The 26874-nt window shown below is 48.4% G+C and carries 7 protein-coding genes; all 7 read right to left on the bottom strand.

Going from position 1 to position 26874, the window contains the following annotated elements:
• Positions 1–32: 32 nt before the first annotated feature.
• A complete protein-coding gene (locus C400_RS0106855) occupies positions 33–1037 on the bottom strand; it encodes an ABC transporter permease (protein WP_017426444.1) in 1005 nt (334 codons plus the stop codon).
• 29 nt (positions 1038–1066) lie between these two features.
• A complete protein-coding gene (locus C400_RS0106850) occupies positions 1067–2722 on the bottom strand; it encodes an ABC transporter substrate-binding protein (RefSeq protein WP_017426443.1) in 1656 nt (551 codons plus the stop codon).
• Between the two features lie 502 nt (positions 2723–3224).
• Positions 3225–5756, bottom strand: coding sequence for a non-ribosomal peptide synthetase (locus tag C400_RS0106845; RefSeq protein ID WP_017426442.1), 2532 nt, complete (start codon positions 5754–5756; stop codon positions 3225–3227).
• The gene (locus C400_RS0106840; protein ID WP_020480161.1) at positions 5689–7095 is read right to left on the bottom strand and encodes a condensation domain-containing protein; all 1407 of its coding nucleotides are present in this window, start codon (positions 7093–7095) and stop codon (positions 5689–5691) included. The genes C400_RS0106845 and C400_RS0106840 overlap by 68 nt, the downstream gene beginning before the upstream one ends.
• A 4-nt stretch (positions 7096–7099) precedes the next feature.
• Positions 7100–18412, bottom strand: coding sequence for a non-ribosomal peptide synthetase (locus C400_RS0106835; RefSeq protein WP_017426441.1), 11313 nt, complete (start codon positions 18410–18412; stop codon positions 7100–7102).
• A gap of 36 nt (positions 18413–18448) precedes the next feature.
• Positions 18449–19696 (bottom strand): ACP S-malonyltransferase, encoded by a 1248-nt coding sequence (fabD, locus tag C400_RS0106830; protein WP_017426440.1) that lies wholly within the window; start codon positions 19694–19696, stop codon positions 18449–18451.
• A gap of 13 nt (positions 19697–19709) precedes the next feature.
• The gene (locus C400_RS0106825; RefSeq protein WP_017426439.1) at positions 19710–26837 is read right to left on the bottom strand and encodes a non-ribosomal peptide synthetase; all 7128 of its coding nucleotides are present in this window, start codon (positions 26835–26837) and stop codon (positions 19710–19712) included.
• Positions 26838–26874: the final 37 nt, after the last annotated feature.

The raw sequence follows: 26874 nt of genomic DNA, 5'->3' as shown, positions 1-26874 counted from the left end.
ACATGCTCCCCCTTGACCAATTGACGACTTGATTACTGATAACGAATACGCCGGTCGAGAACAGCGTACAGCAAATCGACAATCAGATTAATGATGACGAACAGGAACGCAATGATTAGAATTCCGCTTTGGATAACCGGATAGTCACGCGAGCTGATCGCTTCAAAAATGTACCGTCCGATGCCGGGCCAGGCAAATATGGTCTCTGTCAGTACGGCGCCTCCCAGTAACGATCCGGTCTGAAGACCGATGACAGTAAGCACAGGGATCGCAGCATTTTTAAGCGCATGTTTGTACACGACTTGAAAAGATGCCAGCCCCTTCGCCCGAGCCGTGCGGATATAGTCCGCATCCATCACCTCCAGCATGCTGGAACGGGTAATACGCGCTATGACCGCCATTGGAATCGTTCCCAGTGCGATACTGGGCAGGATCAAATGCTTGATGACGGTCCATACCTGATCCATACGTCCACCTATGACCGCATCAATCACGGCTAAATGTGTCACAGCTTCTACCGGATCACGAGAATTCATACGTCCAATGGAAGGGAGCCAATGCAGCTTATTAGCAAAGATCCACTGCTCCATCAAGCCCAGCCAAAAAATCGGCATCGATACTCCGACCAGGGCAATGACCATGCTGACATAGTCAAACCAAGAGTTACGCTTCCAGGCACTTACGATGCCTGCATTCATACCCACGACAACGGCAAAAAACATGCTTGCTACCGTCAACTCTAGCGTAGCCGCCAGATAAGGGACCATTTCCCGGGCAATCGGCTGCCGGGTGCGAATGGAATCGCCCAAGTCCCCTCGTGCCAGCTCACTTAGATAGGTCCCATATTGCTGTAACCACGGCTTGTCCAGCCCTAATTGCTCACGCAGCGCCTGTTTGGACTGTTCCGTGGCCTTGTCCCCCAGTATTGTTTCCGCCGGATCACCGGGAATAGCATGAATAATCGAAAACACGATAAGCGTCATCCCCAGCAATACGGGAATCAATATGGCCAGCCTTTTTACAATATATGAGTTCATATGCTATTCACCGCCTACTTGCGTTTGGGCTATTCAAAATAAATATTACCGTACGCTTCAATACCTGCCGGACAAGGTACAAAACCCTTAAGATTGGCTTTGCCTGCCATCAACGGCGTGCTGTGAACCAAGGGAATCCAAGGTGCATCTTGTTTAATAATGACTTGTGCTTGTTTATACAATTCCGCACGCTTATCTTGATCAACCTCAACCTGCGCCTTTACCAGTATTTTGTGAAGTTCCTCATTCACATAAAAACTGCGGTTATTGCCTGGGATCGTGTCCTTGTCCAGCAATGTGTAAAGGAAATTATCCGGGTCGCCATTGTCCCCGTTCCATCCCAACATATACAGATCATCCTTCTCTCCAGCTTTAAGATCATCCAGATACGTAGCCCATTCTGGAGATTGAATGTTGACTTTGACTCCTATTTTTTCAAAATCAGCTTGAATAGCCTCTGCTACCTTTTTGCCGTCAGGCATGTATGGACGAGATACAGGCATTGCATAGAAGGTTAACGGCTCTGGAAGTCCGTTAGGAAAACCCGCTTCCGCTAGCAAAGATTTAGCCTTATTTAGATCATAAGTGTAGTCCTGAATGCTTTCGTCATATCCCCATAACGTGGGCGGCATCGGATTGACCGCAGGCTTGGCCTCGCCCGCAAACAATGCATCAATAATGGCCTGTTTGTTCACTGCGTGATTCAGTGCTTGCCGTACCTTGGGATTACTAAATGTCTTTTTCTTTAAATTAAATCCAATGTATGCCACATTAAAGGAGGGACGTTCGATTTTTACCAGCTCGCTGTTACCTTCTAACTGCTTCGCATCATCCGGATTCAAATCTTCCATCAGGTCAATTTCCCCGTTTTGCAAAGCATTAAATCGCGCAGTGTTGTCTGGAATGGAACGAACGATGACCTTAGCCAACTTTGGCTGTCCTTCTTTCCAATAAGTAGGATTCTTTTCCAAGGTGATCGTATCGTTACGTTTCCATTCCTTAAATACAAACGGCCCTGTGCCGACCGGATTATTTTTAAAATCAGCCTTTTTCTCCTTAATAGCCTTGGGACTTGCAATACTAAAGGATGGCATAGCGATATTTTGTAAAAAAGGAGCCTGCGGCTTGTTCAGTGTAAACTGGACGGTATTCGCATCCACCGCTTTAACCTCCTTAATCACTCTGCTTCCATCAGGCCCAAACATAGAATCATAATAGTCAAACGAGTCACCCTCAAATTTGTATGGACTTTTTGGATCAACCCAGCGGTCAAAGTTAAATACAACTGCTTCTGCGTTAAAGTCACTTCCGTCATGGAATTTTACGCCCTGACGCAGCTTGAACGTATAGACAAGTCCGTCCGGTGATACTTCCCAGCTCTCTGCGAGCCCCGGCTGAATCTCCGTGGTACTTTCCTTGTATTCCAGTAGTGTATCGAACACCTGTATTCCGATTTTTAACGACTCGCTTTCAGTCACAATGGCAGGATCTAATGCCACGGAATCTCCGCCACGCCCATAGATCAACGTGTCTTGCGCGCCTTCTCCCGCTCCACCTGGCGGTTGTCCTGCTTCTGGTTTTGCTCCTTCACCTGATCCCCCACAACCGGAAAGCACCAAAACCGTTCCTAGCGCAAGTACCAGCAGTACGGCCCAGATCTTGTGTTTTACGTACTTTTTGCTCATGCAGCGAACCCCTTTCGCACCTTATATATTGTTAATTCGTTGATACCGGATGAATACCAATTCCTTTGGATTGGCATGACAAGCTTGTCCTCAAGCTGTAGTCCCAAGTTCCGAGTTCATCAAATAGGTGTAATAGTAGGGAAGGTATGTAGGTTATGGACAGGCTTTTTTTGAAGGATACAGGCACAGAAAGCATTTATAATCTAGTGGTGTTAGAGATGCAGTAGGGTAGTGGAATAGATGTAATATCATAAAAAGGAAGAGGATTGTGTTAGGTCATGGAGAATGTGTGATAAATACTCACAGGTAGTGAATATTAGTTTCATACAAAGTTGATTATTGGATACTTTACTATAAAATCTGGAAGCAGACAAGGGGTTTTTTCATACATTACCATATGTTTTTATACACCATGTTAATTAATATTACAAATCAACTCACACGTTCATATCAAATAAAAGCTCCTGCCTGTGGTCCTCAACCTTCAGGCAGGAGCATGTTTTTACCTCAAAAATGTATTCAGTACCAAACCTACAGATACGGCTTGAGCGCCTTTTACGATGGAAAAATGATCGCCAGGCACTTTATGGGTATACATTTCCCCCCTACAATACATTTCCCATCCTTTATATCCTAATTCCCAGGTATGTTCTGAAATAAACAAACATACAGGGGCTGTTACAACTCGATCTGGCCGGTAAATATGCTGCATTTTTACCCAATGATTTACGCTTTTAAAGCGTTCTAGTAATTCATTCCGTCCCAACTCATGGAATTCAGGCAGCAAGGGCAGTACACTGGCTGGAAATGCTCGCTTCCACAGCGATAAATCCAAAGTCTCTTCCATTCTTTCCAGCTCTTGAATATGACGGTCCCAGTGATCTTCCTTGCCGTACTTCAAAGGTGGCAGTGTGTCTAGAATTGCCAAGAGCTCAACACGTTCTTCCTGCTCTTCCAATTGGCGGGTCATTTCAAAAGCAATCGTTCCCCCCATACTCCACCCGGCAACATAATAAGGACCTTTCTCTTGAATACTTTTGATTTGATCTACATACCGATGTGCGGCTTCTTTCATTCCAGCTGTTTTATTTCTAGCAAGAATCGAAGCATCCATTTTTATGCCCCAATAATTCCATGTAGCCGTAAGTTCGTTTACCAATTCCATGTAGCAACTGACATCCAAGCTCCCATCATGAATGAAAAAAAGGTGCTTATCCTGCGATGTACCTGGCTTTAAAAGGACTAGCGTATCTGCTCTGGCCGGAAACTCACTTTTCGCCCTTCCATTCAATGCATCTGCCAGTTGACGAATGGTAGGGTAAGTAAATAATTTGGTAAGCGGCAGGTCGATTCCCAGCTCACGCAAAACCAATGAAACCAGCTTGGTAGCCTTGAGCGAGCTCCCTCCCAGGGTGAAGAAATTGTCCATTACCCCGATGCGATCCATGGGTAGGTTCGAGGGCAGAACCATCGACCAGATGCGAACCAGCTCCTGTTCCAGTTCATTACAAGGAGGGACATATTCATTTTCCCGCAGTGCTTCAAGATCAGGCTCCGGCAGAGCATTCCGATCCACTTTGCCATTCACATTCAGTGGCAAACGAGGAAGCCGAATCAAACAGGCAGGAATCATGTAATCCGGCAAATACGTAGCGAGCTCCAGTCGAACTTCCGCCTGTGACATTTCTACATCGGAGACAAAGTAAGCACAGAGGTATTTGATCCCATCGTTGTGTTGGCGAACAAGAACGACTGCTTCCTGAATCCCCTCGATGTGCGCAAGCCGAGCCTCAATCTCGCCAGTTTCAATACGGAAGCCCCGAATTTTGACCTGGTGGTCCATGCGACCCAAAAATTCAAGCGTTCCATCAGCCAGCCAGCGGGCGCAATCTCCGGAACGGTACATTCGCTCTTCCGGCAACCAGGGATGAGTAACAAATTTGGATGCCGTTAATTCCTCACGAGCCAAATAGCCACGTGCTAGTCCTTCACCGCCAATACACAGCTCACCCGGCACACCAATGGGCTGTAGTTGATTGGACGCGTTCAAGATATAGACCTGCGTGTTGGCGACAGGCTTGCCAATCGGCACGTTATGGTCATAGTCTTCTTGAATCGTATGAAACGACGTAAAAATTGTATTCTCCGAAGGGCCGTACGCATTCACAATCGTTAAATCCGGCTGTGCGGCACGAAGGAGCTTCATATGCTGTGGAGACAAGGCATCTCCTCCAGTCATGATCAGACGAAGTCCGGTGAAGATGGATGGTTTATCATCAATCAGCTGATTTAGAAGCGGGGCTGTAAACCATGCCATGGTGATTTGATACTGTGCCATCCTCATTCCGAGTATGTCGGCAGATAAAAGCTCTTCTTTTTCAATGAGATACAAGGTTGCTCCACTCAGCAGCGTTCCCCACAATTCATAAACCGACACATCAAAGGCCAGGGAACACGTCTGCAATATTCGATCCTCTGGCGTAATCTTCAGCGGTCCCGGCTCCAGTACCAGGCGGGCAAAGGATTGATGTTCAATCATTACGCCTTTCGGTTGTCCTGTTGACCCTGAAGTATAAATAATGTACATCACATTGCACGCCTGATTGTTGTCCTCCAGATTACAGGACTCTCCCGTATATAGACTCGGGTCTGTGAGCAGCAGCGTTTCCGCCTGAGGAAAACGTCTGGTGCTGGCAGTTGGTAGAAGGCATATTTTCGCCTGGCTATCCTGTAAAAGGTATTGAATCCGTTCATCCGGGTAGAGCGGATCAATCGGCAAATAAGCAGCCCCCGCCTTCAAAATAGCCAATATACCGACAATCATTTCCAGCGCAGGCGTAGCTAAAATTCCAACTACATCCTCAGCCTGAACCCCCTTTTGCCGTAAAACCCGAGCTAATTGATTAGCACGTTCATTTAATTCCTCATACGTCAGTTGCTTTTCTTTCCAGTTCACAGCTGGATGGTCAGGCGTCCGTATCACTTGCTGTTCGAACAGACGATGGATGGGTACTCCATGCAATTTTTTTTTCATATGCATTTTTGCTGCTGGTCTGATTAAAAGTATGAAGGAGAACAGTGCGTTCCTCTTCTGTAACCATATCAATATCTTCAATCCGAATATCGGGTTGTTCGCCAATGATCTCGACAATTCTGGCAAAATGTCGCAGCATGCGGCTGGCGCTTTCCTCCTTAAACAACGCTTTGCGATATTCCAATTCCAGCCCTATACCCTCCTGCATTTCGTATGCATACAAGGTGATATCAAATTTTGAGATTTTATGCTCAAAGCTATAAGGAGAAAACGTGACCTCTGTTGCAGGCACGACAGGCTGCGGTACATTTTCCAATACAAAGCATGCATCAAATAAGGGATTGCGGCCGCTGATTCGTTCAGGATTGACCTGCTCCACCAGCATATCAAAGGGATAATCCTGATGATCAAAAGCAGCGAAGGTTCGGTCTGCCACTTCTTCCAGAAAAACAGAGAACCGCATGCTTCCCAGCGGCTTCTGGCGCAAGGCGAGCGTGTTCACGAACATGCCCACAATCCCTTCAAACTCTGAATGAGTTCTTCCAGCGACAGGTGTTCCGATGACCAGATCCTCCTGCCCGGCATATTTGGATAGAAGGATGCTGTATGCGGCGAGTAGAACCATATACAACGTAACATTGTGCTGCAAGCATAATGCCCGCAAGGAGTGAGCTGTATCAGCTTTAATAGAAAACGGTACAACCCCGCCGCTGTAATCGGATCTTAGCCCTTTTCCATCCGTAGGCAACGACAGCAGCGGGACATCTTCTGTAAATTGGTTCAACCAAAATTCACCCTGCTTCTGAATATGAATGTCGCTTAATTGATCGTTTTGCCAGATCGTATAATCAACATACTGAAACTCCAATGGAGCAAGCTCCTGCCCGTGATACAGAGCCATCAGCTCTTCAAATATAATGTTGATGGTTACCGCGTCTGCAATGATATGGTGGATATCAAACAGGAACAGGAGCTCCTCATCAGCCAAGGGTACTAGCTCAGCCCGCCATAGAGGGACTTCATGCAGGCTGAATGGACGGATAAACTCGTTAACAAGCTTATCCGTACTCTGACCCGAATGTTCTCTATAAGGGATGGATACGTCAATGGATTCATGGACGAGTTGCAAAACCTCACCGTCCTTTTGTAGGAACGATGTTCGCAAGCCCTCATGACGTTCTGTCAGCCTACACCATGCCCTGTACAATCGCTCCTGCTTCAGCGGGCCTTTAATCATTCGAATGCTGGGCATGTTATAGATGATGTTAGGTCCGAGAAGATCATCTATCAGATATAGCCGCTTTTGCGCCGAAGATGTTTCATATCCTTCATAATGCATGATGCTAAATCTCCCTCCGTCGGCGTTCTTTTTTCTCTACTTTTACCGATGACAGTGCATGCTGCTGTACAGGGACGACTTCCTTTATTAGCTTTCCAGCGCCCCGAAGTATGTTGCTAATCTCCGTTTCCTCTGTTTTAAAAAATTCAATATTTAATGGAACAGATTCATGAATCTGCTGGATAATTTCACCGTTGATCACATCAAATGTCGTCCTAAAAGCTTCATGACGCTGAATAAGCGCTTGGAAGGCTTCTTGAAGTTTGGCGATGTCCAGCTCTCCTTCCAGCATAATAGCGCCTGGTAGGTTGTAACTCAGATCCTCTGGATTCAGCTCGTGCATCATAAAAAGACGCATTTGAGCAGATGAGGCCGGATAATAGGCACTCGGAGCGGCGGCAGGAATCAAGGAACAGACCGTCTCTTCAACCTCGTGATGGTATTCAATTCTTCTGGAGCTTATGAGATCCGAAAGTTGTCGAATGGTCGGAGCTGCAAAAAGATCTTTTAAAGTCATCTCAATGGCCAACGTTTGACGCACACGCAAAATAAACTGGTGAGCCAGCAACGAGTCTCCACCGAACTCAAAGAAATGATCATCTATACCTACTGCACCTGTTTTGAAAATGTCCGCCCACAACAGGACCAGCTTCCGTTCCATTTCGTTACGTGGCGGTGTAAGCTCTTTGCCGGAAGGCAGCTCTATCCCCAAGGCATCTAACGCCTTACGGTCCAGCTTTCCGCTTGAACCAAGGGGCATGTTCTCGACCCTCATAAAACGTAAAGGGATCATATATTCCGGCAATCGTTCCAGCAAAAATGCCCTTAAATCTCGAACGGTACAGTCGCTTTGCACAACCAGATAAGCGCACAAATACTTGTTGCTCTGCTCATCTATCCAATCCAGCACGGCTGCCTGTTGAATCGCCGGATTTTGCAAAAGAGCTGTTTCAATCTCGCCCGTCTCAATTCGGTAGCCCCCGATTTTCACCATTTGATCCGACCGTCCCAAGTAAACAATCTCGCCGCTAGGCAGCATACGGGCAAGATCGCCTGTACGATAGATTCGCTCACCAGGTACAAAAGGATTGGGGATAAAACGCTCTGCCGTAAGTTCATCCAGATGTACATACCCGCGTGCCAGATGGCAACCACCCAGACAAAGCTCTCCTACCTGTCCCAAACCTACCAATGCCAGCTTCTGGTTTAGGATATAGGCCCGAGTATTGCCCACGGGTCGTCCGATGGAAATCGGACCTTCCGGGGATACAGATGTACACGTATAGGCTGTTGCAAACACACTGGCTTCCGTAGGTCCATACAGATTTAGTAATTTTGCCTCCGGGAACTTTAGATTAAAGTTTCGCACTTGCTCCTGGCCTAACGGTTCGCCCCCTGACATGACCCAACGCAAAGTGGCTGCCTGAAGCGTATCCTCGACTGAAAGCTCTGACAAAAACATCTGCAGCACAGTAGGAATGAAGAAAGCCACCGTAACCTGATGCAGGTGAATGGTATCCAGCATTTGACGGGTATCCGTTTCTGCACCAGCCTCCAGTAATACCAATCGTCCTCCGCCCATAAACCAGCTGAACAGTTCGACGATGGAACCATCAAAGGTATAGGATGCTTTTTGCAGCACTGTGTCCTGCTCACTTAATTCAAGCTGTTGTGCCAGCCATACCACTCGTGAACTAAAGGCGTGGTGTTCCACCATTACCCCTTTGGGCTGCCCGGTTGAGCCGGAGGTAAAGATGACATAGGCCAGATGATCAGGCTGAATGGCAAGCTCTGGATTACCGCGTTCTTGCTGATCCTGACACAATAAATCAACATCGATGACCTGCTGAATTTCTTCATCCATCCAGTTGGCATGGCAGCGCTGATGGGTCAGAATCCACTCGGCACCAGCGTCTTCCAGGATATAGCGAATCCGTTCCTTCGGATCGGCTGGATGGATGGGAAGATATGCCGCCCCTGCTTTTAACACGCCTAACAAAGCAACAATCATTTCCGGCGAGCGCTCCATAACTATAGCTACTACTTGCTCTGGCTGGGTGCCGGAGTCTAGTAAAGTATGTGCGACCAGATTCGCCCGCCGATTCATTTCCTGGTAGCTGATCTGCTGTTGACCGGAAATGAGAGCGACCTGTTCAGGGTTACGACTTGCTTGATCCTCAAAGTATTGATGCAATAGCTTTATAGATCCCATATCCATCTCTGTCTGGTTGAAATCGTGGACGAGCGTCTTCCATTCTGCCTCACTCACCGAATCCGAAAGTGCAACCGCAAGCTCATTCGTCCAGCCCTCTTCCTTATGGATACCTGCGGGCTCAAGCTCTTTCTCTTGGTAATGCTCATTCGGGTTAACAGCCACCTCTTCTATTCGAAGTTCTCCAATCTTTTGCTGTGGATTGATAAGGATCGAACGTAAAATTTGAAGATATTCCCGGCTCAAGCGTTCAACCGTCTCCTCAGTAAAGAGATCTACATCGTATTGAAGGATACATTCGATATGCTGGTCGGTCATGGCTGCGGTAAATGTTAAATCAAATTGTGCTCCTGTATATTCCACCTCATCACATGGGGTCAATTTCAGGCCAGGTAATTCCACGATGGTACGGGAAGACTCGTTCAATATTGCAAACATGGTATCGAACAGCGGATTACGGCTTGTTCGACCAGCCAAATTCAGCTTCTCAACCAGTTGCTCAAATGGATAGTCCTGATGCTCAAAAGCCTGAAGAGAATGTTCCTTGACCTGTATTAAAAATTCCTGCACCGTCATGTCCTTATTCGGCGTGTTGCGAAGGGCTAACGTATTGACGAACATACCCACCAGGGGACTCAGACTCGCATGGGTTCTGCCGGATACCGGAATACCGACGATAATATCTTCCTGCCCGCTGGCTTTGGCCAGCAATAGGTTGTAGACCGCCAATAAAACCATAAATACTGTGGCATTTTGTTGCAGGGCAAAGCGTTTTAATCTCCACGTCCATTCCTGATCCAGCTCAAAATGAACGGCTCGTCCCTCACCTCTTCTCTCATCGGGGCGTGAATAATCCGTAGGCAATTGCAGTTCTGTAATTTCCCCTTGAAAAAGCTCCAGCCAAAACTGCTCCTGCTGCCGGAATTCCGCACTGTTCATAAATTCACGTTGCCACACAGCGTAGTCTTTATACTGGATCATCAATTCCGGCAAGTTCATACCACCGTATAAACGAGCAAATTCCTCGACGATAATTTCTTGGGAAAGACCGTCCGTAATAATATGATGCATATCAATGAACAGCAAATGATGGTTTGCGGGCTGATGAATAACCTGAATGCGGAACAACGGCTTTTGTCGGAGATTAAAGGGCTTAATTAATCCGTTTTGTTCCACTACTATTCCATGTTCACGACCCGATTGAATTTCCTCGATCCATTTCGCTAACCCTTGAACCGTGCCTGCCCGGAAGAAATCACGCAGCGACAGACTTACATTCCATTCTTGATTAATAAGATAGACCAGCTTGGTTGCCAGTAAGGATTGTCCACCCAGCAGGAAAAAATCATCCTGTGTACCAATCTGCTCCCGGTGCAGGATTTCCGACCAAAGCTCAACCAGACGCTCTTCTAAAAGTGTAGCTGGCTGTACATAGGTCGTACCGACCTTGATGCTTTCATTTACCTGGGGTAAAGCATGACGATCGATTTTTCCATGGTGTGTTAACGGGATTTCATCGACTCGAACAAAGTAAGACGGAATCATATAATCAGGCAAGGTTGCCGACAGATGGGCCTTCAGTTCTGCCACCGATAACTCCTGATCCGTCACGATGTAGGCGCATAGCTCTTGCATACCTGGTAGAACTTCCTGCACCAGCACAACCCCATCCTGTATATGCGGGTGCTGGAGCAACGATTTTTCAATCTCGCCCGCTTCGATACGGTAGCCCCGTACTTTAACCTGCTGATCTTTTCTTCCTAAAAATTGAATTTGCCCATCTTCGAGGTATCTGCCCAGATCACCCGTTTTGTACATACGCTCGCCTGGTATCCATGGGTTTGCTACAAACTGCTGTTCCGTCAGTTCGGGGCGGTTCATGTAGCCGCGTGTAACCCCTCGACCTGAAATACAGATTTCACCGGGTACCCCGATAGGCATAACATCCGTACCCCTGCGATTCATGATGTATACCGCAGCATTGGCAACAGGTCGTCCGATAGGCAGCGGATGAACATCTGGAGTATCCGGCACACGATAATAGGTCGCACAGACGGTCGCTTCTGTCGGTCCGTACGTATTGTAGACCTTTGCGGAGCGCAACAACTGGGTAACATATTCACTTTTCAGCACATCCCCACCGCTAATATAAACACGAATATGCGGGAAAGGGGGCAGTTGATTCAGCTCATTCAAAATAAATGGCGAGGCACTGACCACGGTCACTTGCTGCTGGCGAATGAACTGATTGAGCAATTGGATGTCCTTCAGTTCATCCTGAGAAACCATAGCCAGCGTTCCCCCTGCTGCCAATGTAGGGTATATTTCCTCCACGGATGCATCAAAGGTAATGGCTGCCTGCTGGAGCACCACATCTTCAGCCGTTAAATGGAACTCATGCTGAAAAGCCGTGATATAATTCGTTACATTTCTGTGCTCTACCATCACACCTTTGGGCTTACCGGATGATCCCGACGTGTACAAAATATACGCCAGATGGTGAGAGGCCAGAAGCTCCTTGCCCGCCAAAGCTATATTATCCGCATCTCCGCTGTACAAGGCCGGATCACTTACATCAACGACAGCCCCTGTAAAACGAAGTGAGGTTATGCTGACACTTTCCACAGAAGTTAGGAGCACAGTTGCGCCACTGTCCTCCATCATGTAGGCCACCCGCTCCGTCGGATGTTCCGGGTCCATAGGGACATAGGCTGCTCCTGCTTTAAGTACAGCAAGCATGCTGGTCAGCATATCCAGCGAACGGGGGACCAAAATACCAACAGCTTGGTCTGGTGCCAACTGATAGGCAAGCAAGTGCCGCGCTAGCTGATTCGCTCTAGTATTCAATTGTCTGTATGTCAGTGAATGCTGCCCATAAACGGCAGCAATCCGATCAGGGTGCTGTTCAGCCTGTTCTTCAAACCACTGGTGAACCAGCTTTTCCTGCGGATAATCCACCTGGGTTTGATTCCACTCGTACAGGGATCGCTGCTTTTCTTCCGCATGATTCATGGAAATGAGGCCAATCGGGCGTGTAGCATCCGCAACGACTTCTTGTAAAAGATTTTCGTAATAAGTGGCAAGTCGACGTATGGTCTCTTCCTTGAACAATTGGGTCGCATATTCAAAGTGAAAACGCAGCCTGCCTTCATTTTCAAGCCATATGACCGTTAGATCAACTTGTACAGCCTCCATTTTAGCTTCCAACGGAGTAAAGCAAAGCCCGTCGATGCTCATCGGTTCCCCCTTAAAGTTCTGGGAAATAAACTGAACATCAAATAGCGGATTTCGGCTCCGGTCTCGCGGCACGTCAAGCTGATTCAGCAGCATTTCAAAGGGATAATCCTCATGCTTATATGCTTCAAGCGCATGTTTCTTAACCTCCTGCAAATAGGTCGAGAACGGCTTATCTTCGGATGGTACAGTCCGCAGGGCCAGTGTATTGATGAACAGCCCAATCATGTGCTGAGTCTCTTCGGATTGACGGCCTGCGCTTGGCGTGCCAATGATGATATCTTCCTGATTCGCATATTTTGCCAATAATGTACTATAAACAGCGTACAGAAGCATAAAAAGCGTAACCCCGTGCTGTACCGCTGTTTCTTTTGCCAAAGCTGTTAGTTCCTCGCTTAGCTCAAATGTATAAACATCCCCGGCATTGCTCATTTGCGCGGCCCGCGGCTCATCTGTAGGCAAATCAAGTACAGGCAGCGTTCCCTTAAATACGTCCAGCCAGTATTCCTCCTGCTTTTTCATCTCGGCACTGTCCAGACGCTGATTTTGCCAAAGTATAAAATCGGTATATTGCATAGGCAGTTGCGATAGATCATATCCCGAATAGCCCTGTATCATTTCACTTAATAAAATACCAATTGAGGCTCCATCGGCTGCAATATGGTCAACATCACACAAAAAGAGGTGAACATTCTCCTCCAGCTGGACCAGCTTTGCCTTTAAAAGCGGCGCGCAATTCAGATCAAAGGGACGGATAAATTCGTCCACATACGCCTCCAACTCGCGCCCATCCCCTTCACTATATTCCAGCGAAAAATCTACCTCTGGATACACGATCTGTACCAGTTCGTTATCCCGCAGTTCATAAGCGGTGCGCAGAGAACTGTGACGCCGAATCACCGCATATATGGCTTCCTCCAACCGATGATGATCCAGATCACCCGTGATGGTCATCGCACTGCATAGGTTGTTCAAAGTACTGTGCCCTGCCATCTGACGCATCATATAAAATCGACGCTGTGTCGATGAAGCAGGATACACCTCGCGTTGTTGCGGCGGACGAATAATCAGATTTGAGCCGGCTGATCGGGGTGAAGGCAGCTCCGTTTCTGCCAGAAGGGGCTGCTTCGCTTCTCCATCCGTATACAGGGCTAATTCGTGGACCGTCATATAATTGAAAATATCGCTGATATCCACTTTTGTAGACAAGCTCTGATTCATCTGCCCCACCATTTTACTGGCAATCAGGGAGTCTCCTCCCAGCTCATAAAAGCTGTCATAGATGTTCAGTTCATCAAGCCCCAGCACATCCGCCCATATGCTCGCGATCACCTTTTCCGATGAGCTGTATTCTCCTGTCCCTCGACCATGCAGCTGTACAGGACGACGCACAGCATCGGATGACATGACCGCATGATTATGTAGAAGCCGACGATGACGTTCCAAAATAGCGCGCATTTCATGAGATAAGCCGAAAGGAATGGCAGTAGAATCGAGTGCGGCCACCTGAGCATAGTGCAAGCCACCCACAATGACACGCGAAACGGGATGAAGCAATAATTGTTCAAGAGCGGCCAGTCCTTCTTGTGTGGACAGAGCATGGAATAAGCTCTCCTGGAAATCAACCTTGTGCTCAAAAGCCATCCCGGTTTCCTGCCAAGGAGCCCAGTTTATGGAAAGTGTGCGATGGCCGGATTGATTCCGCCACTCGGCAAAGGCATCCAGATAAGCATTGGCCGCCGTATAGTCGCTTTGTCCTGGTCCACCCGTCAGCGAAGTGACGGATGAAAAAAGAATAAAAAAGTCCAGTGTATCCGAAGCTGTAATTCGGTCAAGCACATGTGTGCCTGTTATCTTGGGAGCCAATACCTCGTTGAAGCGGTCCTGACTCTTGAGCGCCATATAACCGTCTCCTGCCACACCCGCAGCATGGATGATGCCGTGAATAGCCCCATACTTGTGGCGAAATTCATTCATGGCTTGCTTCATAGCCGCCTCGTCAGCTACATCGACAGCATAATATTCTACCTGAGCTCCCTGCCGCTCCAATTCCAGCAAGGCGGTAATCGTATTCAGCATTCTTGTATTCATATTTGGCTTTGAACTCTGCCTAAAGTTTGGACTGATGTTCGAATCTGCGTATGCAATGGTTTCCCATTGCTCTTTGGGTGGCAATGGTGTGCGACCCAGTAATCCCAGCGTGACCTTCCCTTTCGTAGCAAGCCATTGGCCGACTGCCAACCCCAGCCCGCCAGTACCACCAGTAATAACATAGACTCCCTGCGGTCTGATCGTAATCGGGTCAGCCTTACTTTCCGTCAAATCCACGGGCTCAATTTGCTCTACATAACGTTCTCCGTTACGCCAAGCGGTCAGAAATGTATCATCATTTCCGTGCCATAAGGAGTGAGTGATGTCGGAAATCCGGGTGTTCGTATCTATATCAAGACAACGGCAAGTCAAATCGGGATATTCCTGACCGATGACCCGGGCCAGTCCAAACAAGCCCGCATGTTCCGGCTTTAATTCATTTTCCAATCCGTTCACTTGATAAGCCTGCTCAGCGATCACTGTCAGTTCCTGAACAGCAGGCTTGGTCTGTGTGATTGCCTTGGCCAGATGAAATAGCTGAACCATAGACTGCCCGCTCCAGAGATATATCAGTTTCTTAGCGTTCCGGCATCGCACCTCTGTCAACAGGTGTATATGATCTTCCTCGGTACCATTAGAAAAGTAAGCATGGTCTGACAGTTTAGCGAAGCTGACTCCCCGCTTTACTTCGACCACATCATACCCTTCTTGGGCCAACTGTCCACGCAGCGTTACACCGATCGGACGGTTATCTGTGAATAATAAAATCGTTTCCAGCGGTGCGGAGAATACCGAATTATTTGTGGTTCGGGTTGCTGTGTCTGCTTCATGCCCGGCATATGCCTGTTCTTTCTTTTTCCACACAAGCTGATGATATTTATGATGTTCTGTGTACCGATTTCGTTTGAAATCCGCCTCGTGCACTCGTTTGACAGCATAGTCTTCAATTTCCACCAGTACCTGACCTTCAGCATCCAGAATGAGCACATCTACCGTTAAAATTTCTCCACTTTCTCTAACCTTGCTTTTTTTACGCAGATAGCTGTAAAAATGCTGTGGGAGTGAGTCGTAAATACGCAGCTTTTGATATGAAAATGGCAAGAACAGACCATTTCCCAAGCTCTGGCTTGCTACCCCGACTGCCACATCCAACAAAGCCGGATGGAGCACGTATTGGTTCAAGTCCATATGATAGGCTGCGGGCAGCTCCAGTCTAGCCAGCACTTGGTCTGTTCCAATTGCAATCGTCCGCAATGTCTCCCATCGCGGTCCGAATGAAAAGGCGGCGGCTGCTTCAGCATGATTTTCGCCCACTACTACTTCCTGGTCGTTACATTCAGTTCGAATATCGCCCAGACTCATAACAGGGTGGCTAGCCTGTACAAACATCGCCTGCCCCTGTGCATGCCTTACCCATTGCTGTTCCCACGGCTGAGCTGAGAGTCCCGTTCGGCTTATCACCTTAAACGAAAACGTCTCACCTTCCCGTTGCAAAATGGTGTGTACTTCTCTTTCTTCCTCTACTTCCAAAATGAGCGGAGAAATAAACTGAACGTCATACAGTTCCAGCACCTTGCCTGGACGCTTGTATTTTTCCAGCCCTGCTCTAACCATTTCCAGATAAGTGGTTCCCGGTACAATACAGCTTTCCATTATCTTGTGCTCGCTTAGTACCCAATGACTCCCCACAGAGAAGCGTGTCAGATAAATATCCTGTCCCTCGGTTTCTGCCAAACAACGATCCAAAAGCGGGTGCATTTTTTCCAACTCTGTGAATTTACGAACTTGGGAAGCTTGCGAGGCTATAGCTTTTTCCTCTACTTCCACCCAGCATCGCTTAGGTTCAAAAGGATAGGTGGGAATGCTTCGTCTGTGGCAAGCTTTGCCTTCATATAACCTCTCCCATTCCACATCTGCCCCCTCAACATACATACGGCACAGAGAATTCAGGGTGTGAAATTCGATTGGAGACTGGGTCAGTTTCTCTTGGGCTGCAGCTGTCAGACTTCTGGCTTCCTCCAGCGTAAGCTCACCCGCTTCTTTTTCCTTTTGGGCAGATACCACCTTATGACGCCCAAAATATACGCCCGGTATAAGCTCTCCTTGTTGTGCTTGTCCGCTGAAGCCGAAGGCAGAGGTCTGAATCTGATCCAGTTTTGCCCCCAGATCATTCCAGTCCCGGCATAAAATCGCCAAACGATAGCTATGGTGCCCCCGTCCCGTATTGGCGGTGTAACAAAGATCGCGTAACGGATAGGCTTGGGGTTCTGTGACATATTGCTGATATTGCTTCACATAGGCTGCAAGCACGGTTTCATTTTTGGCAGACAACGTAAAAAGCTGAATCGTCTCTGCGGTTCCCTGTCCCAACTGACCACCGTCCTGCATGTCAGCCCAAGCCGGGGCTTCCTCCAGAACGACATGGCAGTTCGTACCGCTTAGACCGAAGGAGCTTACTCCGCAGCGTCGCGGAAAATTCTCCTTAGGCCAAGGTTGCAGATTATCGTTCACATATACAGGTGAATCAATAAAGCTGATGTCCGGGTTCGGACAGGTGAAATGCAGGCTCGCCGGGATTTCTGCATGCTTCAAAGCAAGTACTGCTTTCAAAAAGCCCGTGATTCCCGCACTGTTATCCAAGTGACCCACATTAGTTTTGACTGAGCCTATGGCACAAAATTGCTTCCGGTCGGTATACTGCCGAAAAGCTCTCCGTATACCATCAATCTCTACTGGGTCACCCAGTTTGGTGCCTGTCCCGTGAGCTTCGATATATGTAATGGTATCCGGGTCAATCCCAGCATCCTTCCAGGCCCGTACAATGACATCCTCTCCGGCCAGCGAATTGGGCGCCGTAATCCCGGCGGAAGTCCCGTCATTGTTCACAGCACTTCCTTTAATGACAGCATAAATATGATCGTGATCCTGAATGGCCCGCTTCAAGGGCTTGAGCAGAACAGCAGCTACACCTTCTCCCCCGCCTGTGCCATCCGAAATGCTATCGAATGTTCTCGTCCGGTCATCCGAGGAGCCTACCCCCAGCCCCCCGCCCTTCCCCTCTTTTACGGGCACGAGTGTAACTTTTACTCCCCCAGCAATCGCCGTATCGCAATCCCCGTGCCGCAAATCCCGACAGGCCAGGTGAATAGCTACCAGAGAAGAAGAACATGCTGTATCCACCAACAGACTGGGTCCTTTTAAGTCCAATAGATAGGCAATTCGACTGGCAATCATAGAATGGATATTGCCTGGAATCGCTGAGGAAGCTAAGGAAGGCGCCATTTCTGCTACAAAACGCTTGTACTCCTCGCCAAAATCACTACTGTAGCCCACATAGACTCCCGTCCGGCTACCAGAGAGCTTGTTGCCCCCATATCCCGCATCTTCGATCGCAGTCCAAGCAGACTCCAAAAATAACCGCTGGTTCGGGTCCATTAACCGTGCTTCTGCTGGAGAAAGTTGAAAAAAGGGATAATCAAACTTGTCGATCTCATCCAAAAACCCACCTTCATTTAGTGCCGTTTGTTCATTCAACAGTCCGACTTGGAAGAGACTCTCCAGCTCCTTTTTGCGACTGGCAGGAAAAGGACGTATAGCGTCCTGCCCCGCCCGCAGAAGCTCCCAAAACTGAGCTGCATTTTCACTTTCGGCAATTTTGCAGCTCATTCCGATGACTGCAATATCCGAATCTCGCAGCTCATTGACCGCGATCGGACCTGCATCCAGAAAATCTTGTTCACTAAATTGAAGAGCCGCCAGATTGAATCCTGTTTTGGTCATCATCGTACCCCCTTCCGTTCCTCATGTTCGCTGCAATTAGCTGACCTGAAACGCGGGAAATAATTCGCGTGTATGCGTATTGCTGAAAATTTGCTCAAACCGCTCAGCCCGTTGTTCCGCAGGCGTTAATTTAGTTTCAAAAATGGACTTTAGCTTGTCCAGAGCTTGCTGCATTTGTTCAATCGTCGGCTCGGTCCCGGTCGCGATCAATTGTTCGCGCATGTTTTGCAATTCTTTATATGGAACAACTACACCCTGCTCATATTCATCATTGTTCCAGTTCCGATTTTGGGTTGAAACAGCAATCGCAATGCAGGAGGTCACAAGCCCCAACCCATCCGGCTTGTACTCCATATCAGCATTCCGTAGCAACTCCAGACCGGAGGGATGCTCAAAGGCAAAGGATTGAGCTGTGGAAGTGATACCTGTCATTAAATTTCTCAGCACAGTTTTGGGACCGATTTCTATAAAATGATTCACGCCCTGATTCAACATGTATTGAACGCTTTTATACCATTGCACAGGCTGGGCCATCTGCGACGTTAGGTTAGATATGATATAACGACGATCCGTATAGGGTGTCGCTGTAACATTAGAGAGCACAGGCCATTGAAAACGGCCATAATCATATCTCTCCAGCTCATCCCGAAACTTGCCCGCAGCGCTCCGCATTAAATTCGTATGGAACGGAAAGCCCACCTTGAGACGAATCGTTTTGATTCCTCTTCGGTTTAATTCCTCTTCGGCCTTTTCCAGCGCCGGAGTATGGCCCGAAATAACAAGCTGCTCGGAGGAATTATAATTTGCAATGCCGACCGACACACCACCTGAAGAGGCTTGTTGGCACACCTCCTCCACCTCACGCTCATGACTCCCGACTACCGCCAGCATCGCTCCTGCCCCAGGGGCGACGGCTTCCTGCATCAGAATACCTCGCTGACGTACTATTTTCACCGCATCCGAAAAAGCAAGCGCCCCTGTACTCACCAATGCCGAAAATTCTCCCAGACTGTGACCCGCTACCAGGGATGGCGCAAGCTTCAATTCCTGCATCAGTACACGATAAGCAGCAATGCTCACGGTCAAAATGGCGGGCTGCGCATTAGCGGTCTGAGTCAACTCATCCATGGAACCTGTGAAACATAGGGACTTCAGATCAAACCCCAGTGCTTCTTCGGCCTCTTCAAAGGTCTCTCTCGCTACTGAATATTCATCGTATAAGCTTTGACCCATGCCTACATATTGGGAGCCTTGTCCCGGGAATAAAAAACCTAATTTTTTCATCGTTCCATCCTCCTTATAGTAGGTCAGCAATCTTGTGCAGGACGTGGACATAGGCCTTCATCAATTGTTCCGCCCAAGTCTTGTTTAGTTTTCCAGCTTGATATTCGCACAGGAACCGTACCTGCTCTGCACGCACATCCATATAAATCACCCAGTCCAATTGTTGGGTCACTTCATGTCCCGATGGCGTGTGATTCAAAAACACACAAGGGTGAAAAGCAGATGGATCGGCGTTTCCTGCCCCATTCGGCAACATGACGGGGATCGGGTAAAGATCTGTCTCTTTCGCTTTTTGGCGATGACTCGCAACCTCTTTGCACAGGACGCTAAAATCATCATTTTCCATCAATCGTACACGCAGTGGATACAAGCTCTCCCCGGTAGGCTGTACAGCCGTGTAAACAGAAGGTTCACGTTGCATTGATGGTTTATTGGGATATAGGTGTCCTTCCCCGATAAGCACTATAAGCTCAGGCTGACCTGTCATTTGTGACAATACATACGTATAAACGGCCAGTAGCAAGTCTGATAGGGCAAAATCCTGACGCCAAACGGCTTTCTGCAACACGGTCAGCAGGTCAGTAGGTAAGGTAAAAGTGAACGTAGCCTGACCATCTGCCCCTCCAGCTGCTCGCATCGCTTCATTCCACGGAATAGAAGGTAACGGTTCGACCAAATAACGACGCCAGTAGTACTCCTGACGCTCATAGCGTTCTTGTTCTGCATCTGTCCATGCTTGTTCTTTTTGCTGCTGTTCCAGAAAATCGGAAAGTCTCGCAATCGTCGGATAGGCGAAGCAGTCCGCCACATTGATTTTCCCTGGATAGATTTGCTGGAGACGAACATTCATTTGAATGAGCAAAACCGAATTGCCCCCCAGCTCAAAGAAATTATCGTGGATGCCAAGTTCGCTTCTGTGCAATACTTCTTCCCAAATCCGGCTGACCTGCAATTCCACCTCTGTAGCAGGTGACGCATATTCCACTTCGAGAAGAGGGCGGTTATGATCCGGCTTAGGCAGCATTCGACGGTTTATTTTTCCATTCGGCGTTAAAGGCATCTCCGACAACATAATAAAATGCGACGGAATCATATATTCCGGCAGTCGGGCAAGCAAATGATTACGCAGCTCACTCACCGATAAAGTCTGTTCGCCTATCCAATAGGCACAAAGAGGGCTGCTCCCCTGTTCATCCGATTTGTCCTGAATGACTGCAGCTTCCCGAACGCTGGGATGAGCCAGCAGCGCTTGTTCAATTTCCCCTAGCTCTACCCGGTAGCCGCGGACTTTGACCTGATCATCCATCCGGCCCAATACTTCAAGCTCGCCCTGATGCATCCATCGCGCCAGATCTCCAGTCTTAAACATTCGCTCACCGAATCGGAACGGATTAGCTTTGAACTTCTCCGCTGTCAGTTCAGGGCGCTTGTCATAACCGGCTGACAGCCCTTTGCCTCCAATCCAGAGATCACCCGCTACAAGATCAGGTACAGGCTGAAGCTGACCATCCAGGATATATACTTGTGTGTTCGTTATCGGCGTACCCACGGTCACTCGCTCCTGCTGGGTAAGCTCCTGCACAGTTGACCAGACTGTAGTTTCAGTTGGGCCGTACATGTTAAATATGCGTGCAGTCGTCATATCCTGTGCCTGACGTAGCAGCGACTGTGGTAAAGCCTCGCCTCCCACCATCATGATCTGCAATGTGTGCAGACCCTCTTGGGCTGCCGGGTGCATAAGCAAAAGCTGGAGCCGCGAAGGTGTCATTTGCAGCAAATGCGGGCCTGTTCGGCGAATAGCTTCCAGGAGCAGTTCAGCATTAGCCTGCTCTTCTCCCGTAGATAACACCACCCGTAGCCCCTTCGCCAAAGGCAGCAACGTTTCCAATACAAAAATATCAAACGCGGCTGTCGTTACCGAAAAGAAGGTCTGTCCTTCAGCAAACGGAATACGCTCGGTAATCCCATAGATCAGGTTAACGATAGCTTCCTGACGGATCATCACGCCTTTCGGGTTTCCAGTCGAGCCTGAGGTGAAAATCATATACGCCAAGTCATTGGGTCCCGGTTGTGTAATCTCCAGCCTTTTTCCATCCTGTCGATATATATTCTCATCATTCAATGAGATGACTTCGCCTCTAAAATCAAGTCCTTTCAGTAACGTGTCCCGACTTATAAGCCATTTCGCTCCGCTCTCTTCCAGCATGTAGGCAATGCGGGCCGCAGGATAATCGGGGTCGATCGGCAAATAGGCGGCTCCTGCCTTTAAGATCCCGAGCATCCCTATCAGCAAATCTACTGATCGTTCTAGCAGCAAGGCAACCACCGTATTCACGCCCGCTCCTTTGCTACGCAAGGTTCTCGCCATCTGATTGGACAGCATATCGAGCTCACCATAGGTTATACGGCGGTCCCCACATTCTACCGCTATGGCATCCGGTATCCGTGCAGCCTGCTCTTCAAACAGATGATGCATCAGCTTGTCAGCCGGAAGCGCAAACTCAGTCGCATTGCGAGCGACAAGAATATGCGATTGCTCCGCAGAAGTCAGCAGGCTGGCAGCATATAGAGGACGGTCTGGCTGTGAAGCCAGTTGAGCCGCCAATTCAATGAAATGCTGCGCCATCTGGCGAACAGTCTGCTCGCTGAACAGTTCCGAGCTGTATTCAAAGGTACAATGCAGACCAGCCTGTCCATCATCGCCTTCATTCTGGGCGATCGGCTCCACGACGGTCAGCATCAAATCAAATGAAGCAAAAGAGCTTTCCAGTGGATAAGGCTTTACTTGTAGCCCTGGTACCTCCCTGCTGACATCCATAAAGTTTTGCAGCCGAAACATGGTGTCAAACAGCGGATTGCGGCTTAAATCCCGTTGAAGATGCAAGCGATTGACAAGCATATCAAAGGGGTAGTCCTGATGTTCAAACGCGTTCAATGCATTGTCTCTAACCTCGTTCAAAAACTGCCGGAAGGTCTTTTCCTGTACGGGAGCATTTCGTAACGCAAGTGTATTCACAAACATACCGAGCATCCGTTCCAGCTGAACATGTGATCTTCCGGCTACTGGCGTACCGACCACGATGTCCTCCTGCCCACTGTAGCGGGACAAAAATACATTGTATGCTGCAAGCAAAACCATAAATAACGTGGCGCCACTCTCCATGGCCAGCTCTCGCAAGCTTGTTGCACTTGCTGAAGGAAGGCTAAATTCTAACGAGCCTCCAGCAAAGCTCCGCTGTTTTGGTCTTGGATAATCTCCTGGCAGATTCAGAAGCGGGACTTCCTGTCCAGTGTGCTGCTCATCGAACAATCCCACCCAGTATGCTTCCTGTTCTTTCAGATGTTCCCCGCTGAGCTGTGTATGCTGCCATGCAGTAAAATCTTTATACTGAATGCGCGGTATCTCCAGATGGCTTCCTTCCATTAGGGAGATAAACTCATCAATAAGCACTGTCGCAGATATACCATCAAAAATAATATGATGTACATCCAGCAGCAGCACGTGGCTCTGCCCCGCTAGTCGAACGAGCATTACTCGTAAAAGCGGGGGCTGTTGCAAATCAAACGGACGTAAAAACGATTGCTGAATTCGCGGCATATCAGCTGCCGCCCCTTCGGTATATTCCATTTTCCAAGCCACGTCTGTGTGAATCCGTTGTACTACCTCACCCTCCAGCAAGGTAAACCCCGTCCGAAACACCTCATGGCGGAGTAATAATGTATGAAAAATACGCTCAAGCTGCTCTCGTTGGATCACACCCTCCAATTGCCAGCCAGTGAACACGTGATTACTCAAGCTTTCTCCTTCCAGCTGATGCAGTACATATAATCGTCTTTGAGCGGCAGAAACGGGGTAATATTCCTGCTCAGGCAACGGTTCGATAGAAGCCGCATGAACAGAGGTCTTCTGACGAAGTAAATCTGCCAGCTCACGAATCGTTTGATGGTCAAAAAGTTCTTTGAACGTCACATTCACTTGCAAGCGCTCCTGAATCCGGTAAATCATTTTTGCCATCTTGAGCGAATGTCCACCCAACGCAAAAAAGGGGTCCTGTACACCCACTTGCGCTATATCCAAAATTTCTCCCCAAATGGCGGACAATTCTTGCTCCATATCGTCTCTTGGGGGTACATATTCTGTTCCAGCGAGACTTCTTCCCTCAGGCTCCGGCATATGCTTACGGTCGATTTTACCGTGAGGGGTCAAAGGCATAGCTTCGAGCGGGACCAACAAACCGGGAACCATATAGTCTGGAAGCCGTTCCTTTAGATATTCGCGCACCTCTTCTGCCGTTATTTCGGACGACTGCAATGTGTAGTATCCAATCAATCCGGTTCCGGTTTCCTCAATATGCGCAATCACTGCTGCCTCACGAATACATGGAAGACTGACCAGCGCCTGCTCAACCTCTTTCATTTCGACGCGAAATCCACGTACCTGAACCTGGTCGTCCTTACGCCCAAAATACTGGAATTGTCCGTCCGGCGTCTGACAGCCCAAGTCTCCTGTCCGATAGAGCCGTTCTCCAGTCAACGGATGCGTAGTAAAGGCCTTGGCTGTCAAATCCGGCTTGCCCCAATATCCGCTCGCGAGTCCTGTCCCGCCGATACAAATTTCGCCTTGAACATGGTACCCAGCAAGCTGTCCGTCCTGATCCAGCACATACACACGAGTATTCGCAATCGGAAATCCCAGCGGAATACGTAATGTACCTTCATCTGGCTTGCGCTGAATGATATGCTGGGTCGCATAGATAGCCGATTCCGTCATGCCGTACAGATTGGCGATTTTAGCTGTGCAAAAAAGGGAATACCATTCCTGCACGACGTTCACCGGAAGTGCTTCGCCCCCGTTAAAAATCCACTTTAAATTGGGCAATGGATGAGCTTCTCCCGCACTGCGTACAGCACTTAAGAAAACACTCATAAGCGCGGGAACAAATTGAGTGACTGTTACCTTTTCCCGCTTCATAAATGGATATAGCTGTGCAGGGTCCTTGACGATATCAGTGGGTACAATGGTTAATTTGGCTCCCACCATCAGCGGCCAGAACCATTCCCACACCGAGTCTGTGAAGCTGGTAGACGTCTTCTGTGCGATGACATCGTCTGCCCCCAGAGCAAAGGTATCCTGCAGCCAAAATAATGTATTCAGCACAGCTTTATGGGTCATCATCACCCCTTTGGGCTGTCCCGTCGAGCCGGATGTGTACATGATATAAGCGAGATCATCCTCGCCTGGAATGTTTTCCAAACCTAGATCATGAACGGGGATGTCTTGCACCTTAACAGGAATAAATGAAGCTTCATGTCCTCGCACCTCACGCAGCCTAACGATCCACTCCGATTCTCCCCATACCGTTTCATCCAGACAAATGACGGTTTCAATGCTGGCAGGCAAATGGTTTAACATCCGCCCGAAATAGCGTGTATCCGTAACAAGCACGCGGCACGAGCTGTCGTTGAGCATATACTCTATTCGTGATTGCGGATAATCGGGATCAATGGGCACATAGGCCCCGCCTGCCTTCATAATCCCCAAAATAGCGGTGAGCAATGGTACATCCCGATCTCCCATTATGGCAACCAGCGAGTTGGGACGAACTCCATAACGGCTAAACAATTGGCCCAATTGGTTGGAACGAAGGTGCACTTCCTCATAGGTCACCGCTTTGCTACCGTCCACGACACCAACTGCATGAGGGGCACGAGCAACCTGCTCCTGGATACAGGATGTAATTGTGACTCCAGCCGGATACGTCTTCTGTGTATCATTAATGCGGTTCATTTCGGTCCGTTCCTCTACCCCGATATAGTCCATTTTCCAAACGGGCTGCTCCGGCTCCTGAATGGCACCTGCAATAATATTACGAAAGTATGCTCCAATCCTGCGCATCGTTGAAGGTGTAAATAGATCCGTTCCATAGCTGAGTGAGATGACCATTTCGTCGTTCACCGACTCGACAATCACAGTCCAGTCAAATTCATTCGCTTCCGCACCATTCCCTAGCTTGATTCGCTCCATCGGGATTCCCCCGAAGTTCTCTTCACTTTTAGACCCAGCTGCAAAATTAATCAGAACGTCAAACAGCGGAGCACGATTCAAGCGACGCGGACGGTTCAATACCTGCAATAGCTGATCAAAAGGATAGTCCTGATGGGCATATGCTCCTGCGCATTCATCTTTGACTTGCTGTAACAATTGGGAAAAAGAAATGTCACGTGAAAGTCGATTCCGAAGCACAAGCGTGTTTACAAAAAAACCGATCAGATTGCGCACCTGCTTTTGATTCCGCCCCGCCACAGGAGTACCGATAATAATGTCCTCCTGCTGAGTTAGTCGAGCCAATAACACATTCAGACTGGCCACGATCGACATAAACATGGTGGTTCCGTACCTACGATTCAACTGCTCCAAGCCCGCGCATAATTCCGCATCCAGAGTGACCTTTTCTACTGCTGCCGGAGCATTCCGGACGGTTGGACGCGGGAAATCCAGTGGTAATTGAAGACTTGGTAATTCGCCATTCAATCGGGATTTCCAGTATTGCTCCTGTGAGTTTAATTTTCCGGTAAGCACCTGCTGATTTTGCCAGTGTGCATAATCAATATACTGAATTGGCAAATCTGGCAAACGGAGGCTTGTTCCTTGCTCCAACGCCTGATAAATATGGAATAGTTCCTGGAAAAACAGATCCATAGACCAACCGTCTTCAATCATGTGATGCATACAAATATGAAAAATATAGTCATCTTCCGCCAGTTTATAGATCCGTGCCCGCCATAACGGACTTTGCTCCAGATCAAAAGGCTGATCCATCATGGTCTGTATTTCTTTTTGCACCTCTGCCCACACTGTTTCTTCCCCTCTGTCCGACACATCCGAGACAGGCACGCTTAAGGTCATTTGCTCCAGCACCACTTGCTTCGGCACACCCTCGACCACTGTAATCACTGTACGAAGGATAAAATGCCTTTCAACGATGATATGGAGGGCCTGCTGTAAATACGCGGTATTCACGGCTTGTCTGATCCGAACGGCTACCGATTGGTTAAAGGCGCTGCTCTGAGCGTCCAGTTGGGACTGAACCCAGAACCGCTTCTGCCCATGAGACAGATCATAGGTCTGCTTCTCTCCCATGTCTAAACCTCCATCTTGTACATTATTCGAGGATAGG

The sequence above is a fragment of the Paenibacillus sp. ICGEB2008 genome (assembly GCF_000307675.1).
Taxonomy (GTDB): Bacteria; Bacillota; Bacilli; order Paenibacillales; family Paenibacillaceae; genus Paenibacillus; species Paenibacillus polymyxa.
Note: the sequence above shows the minus strand (reverse complement) of the source record. Positions and strands in the feature narration are given on the sequence as shown.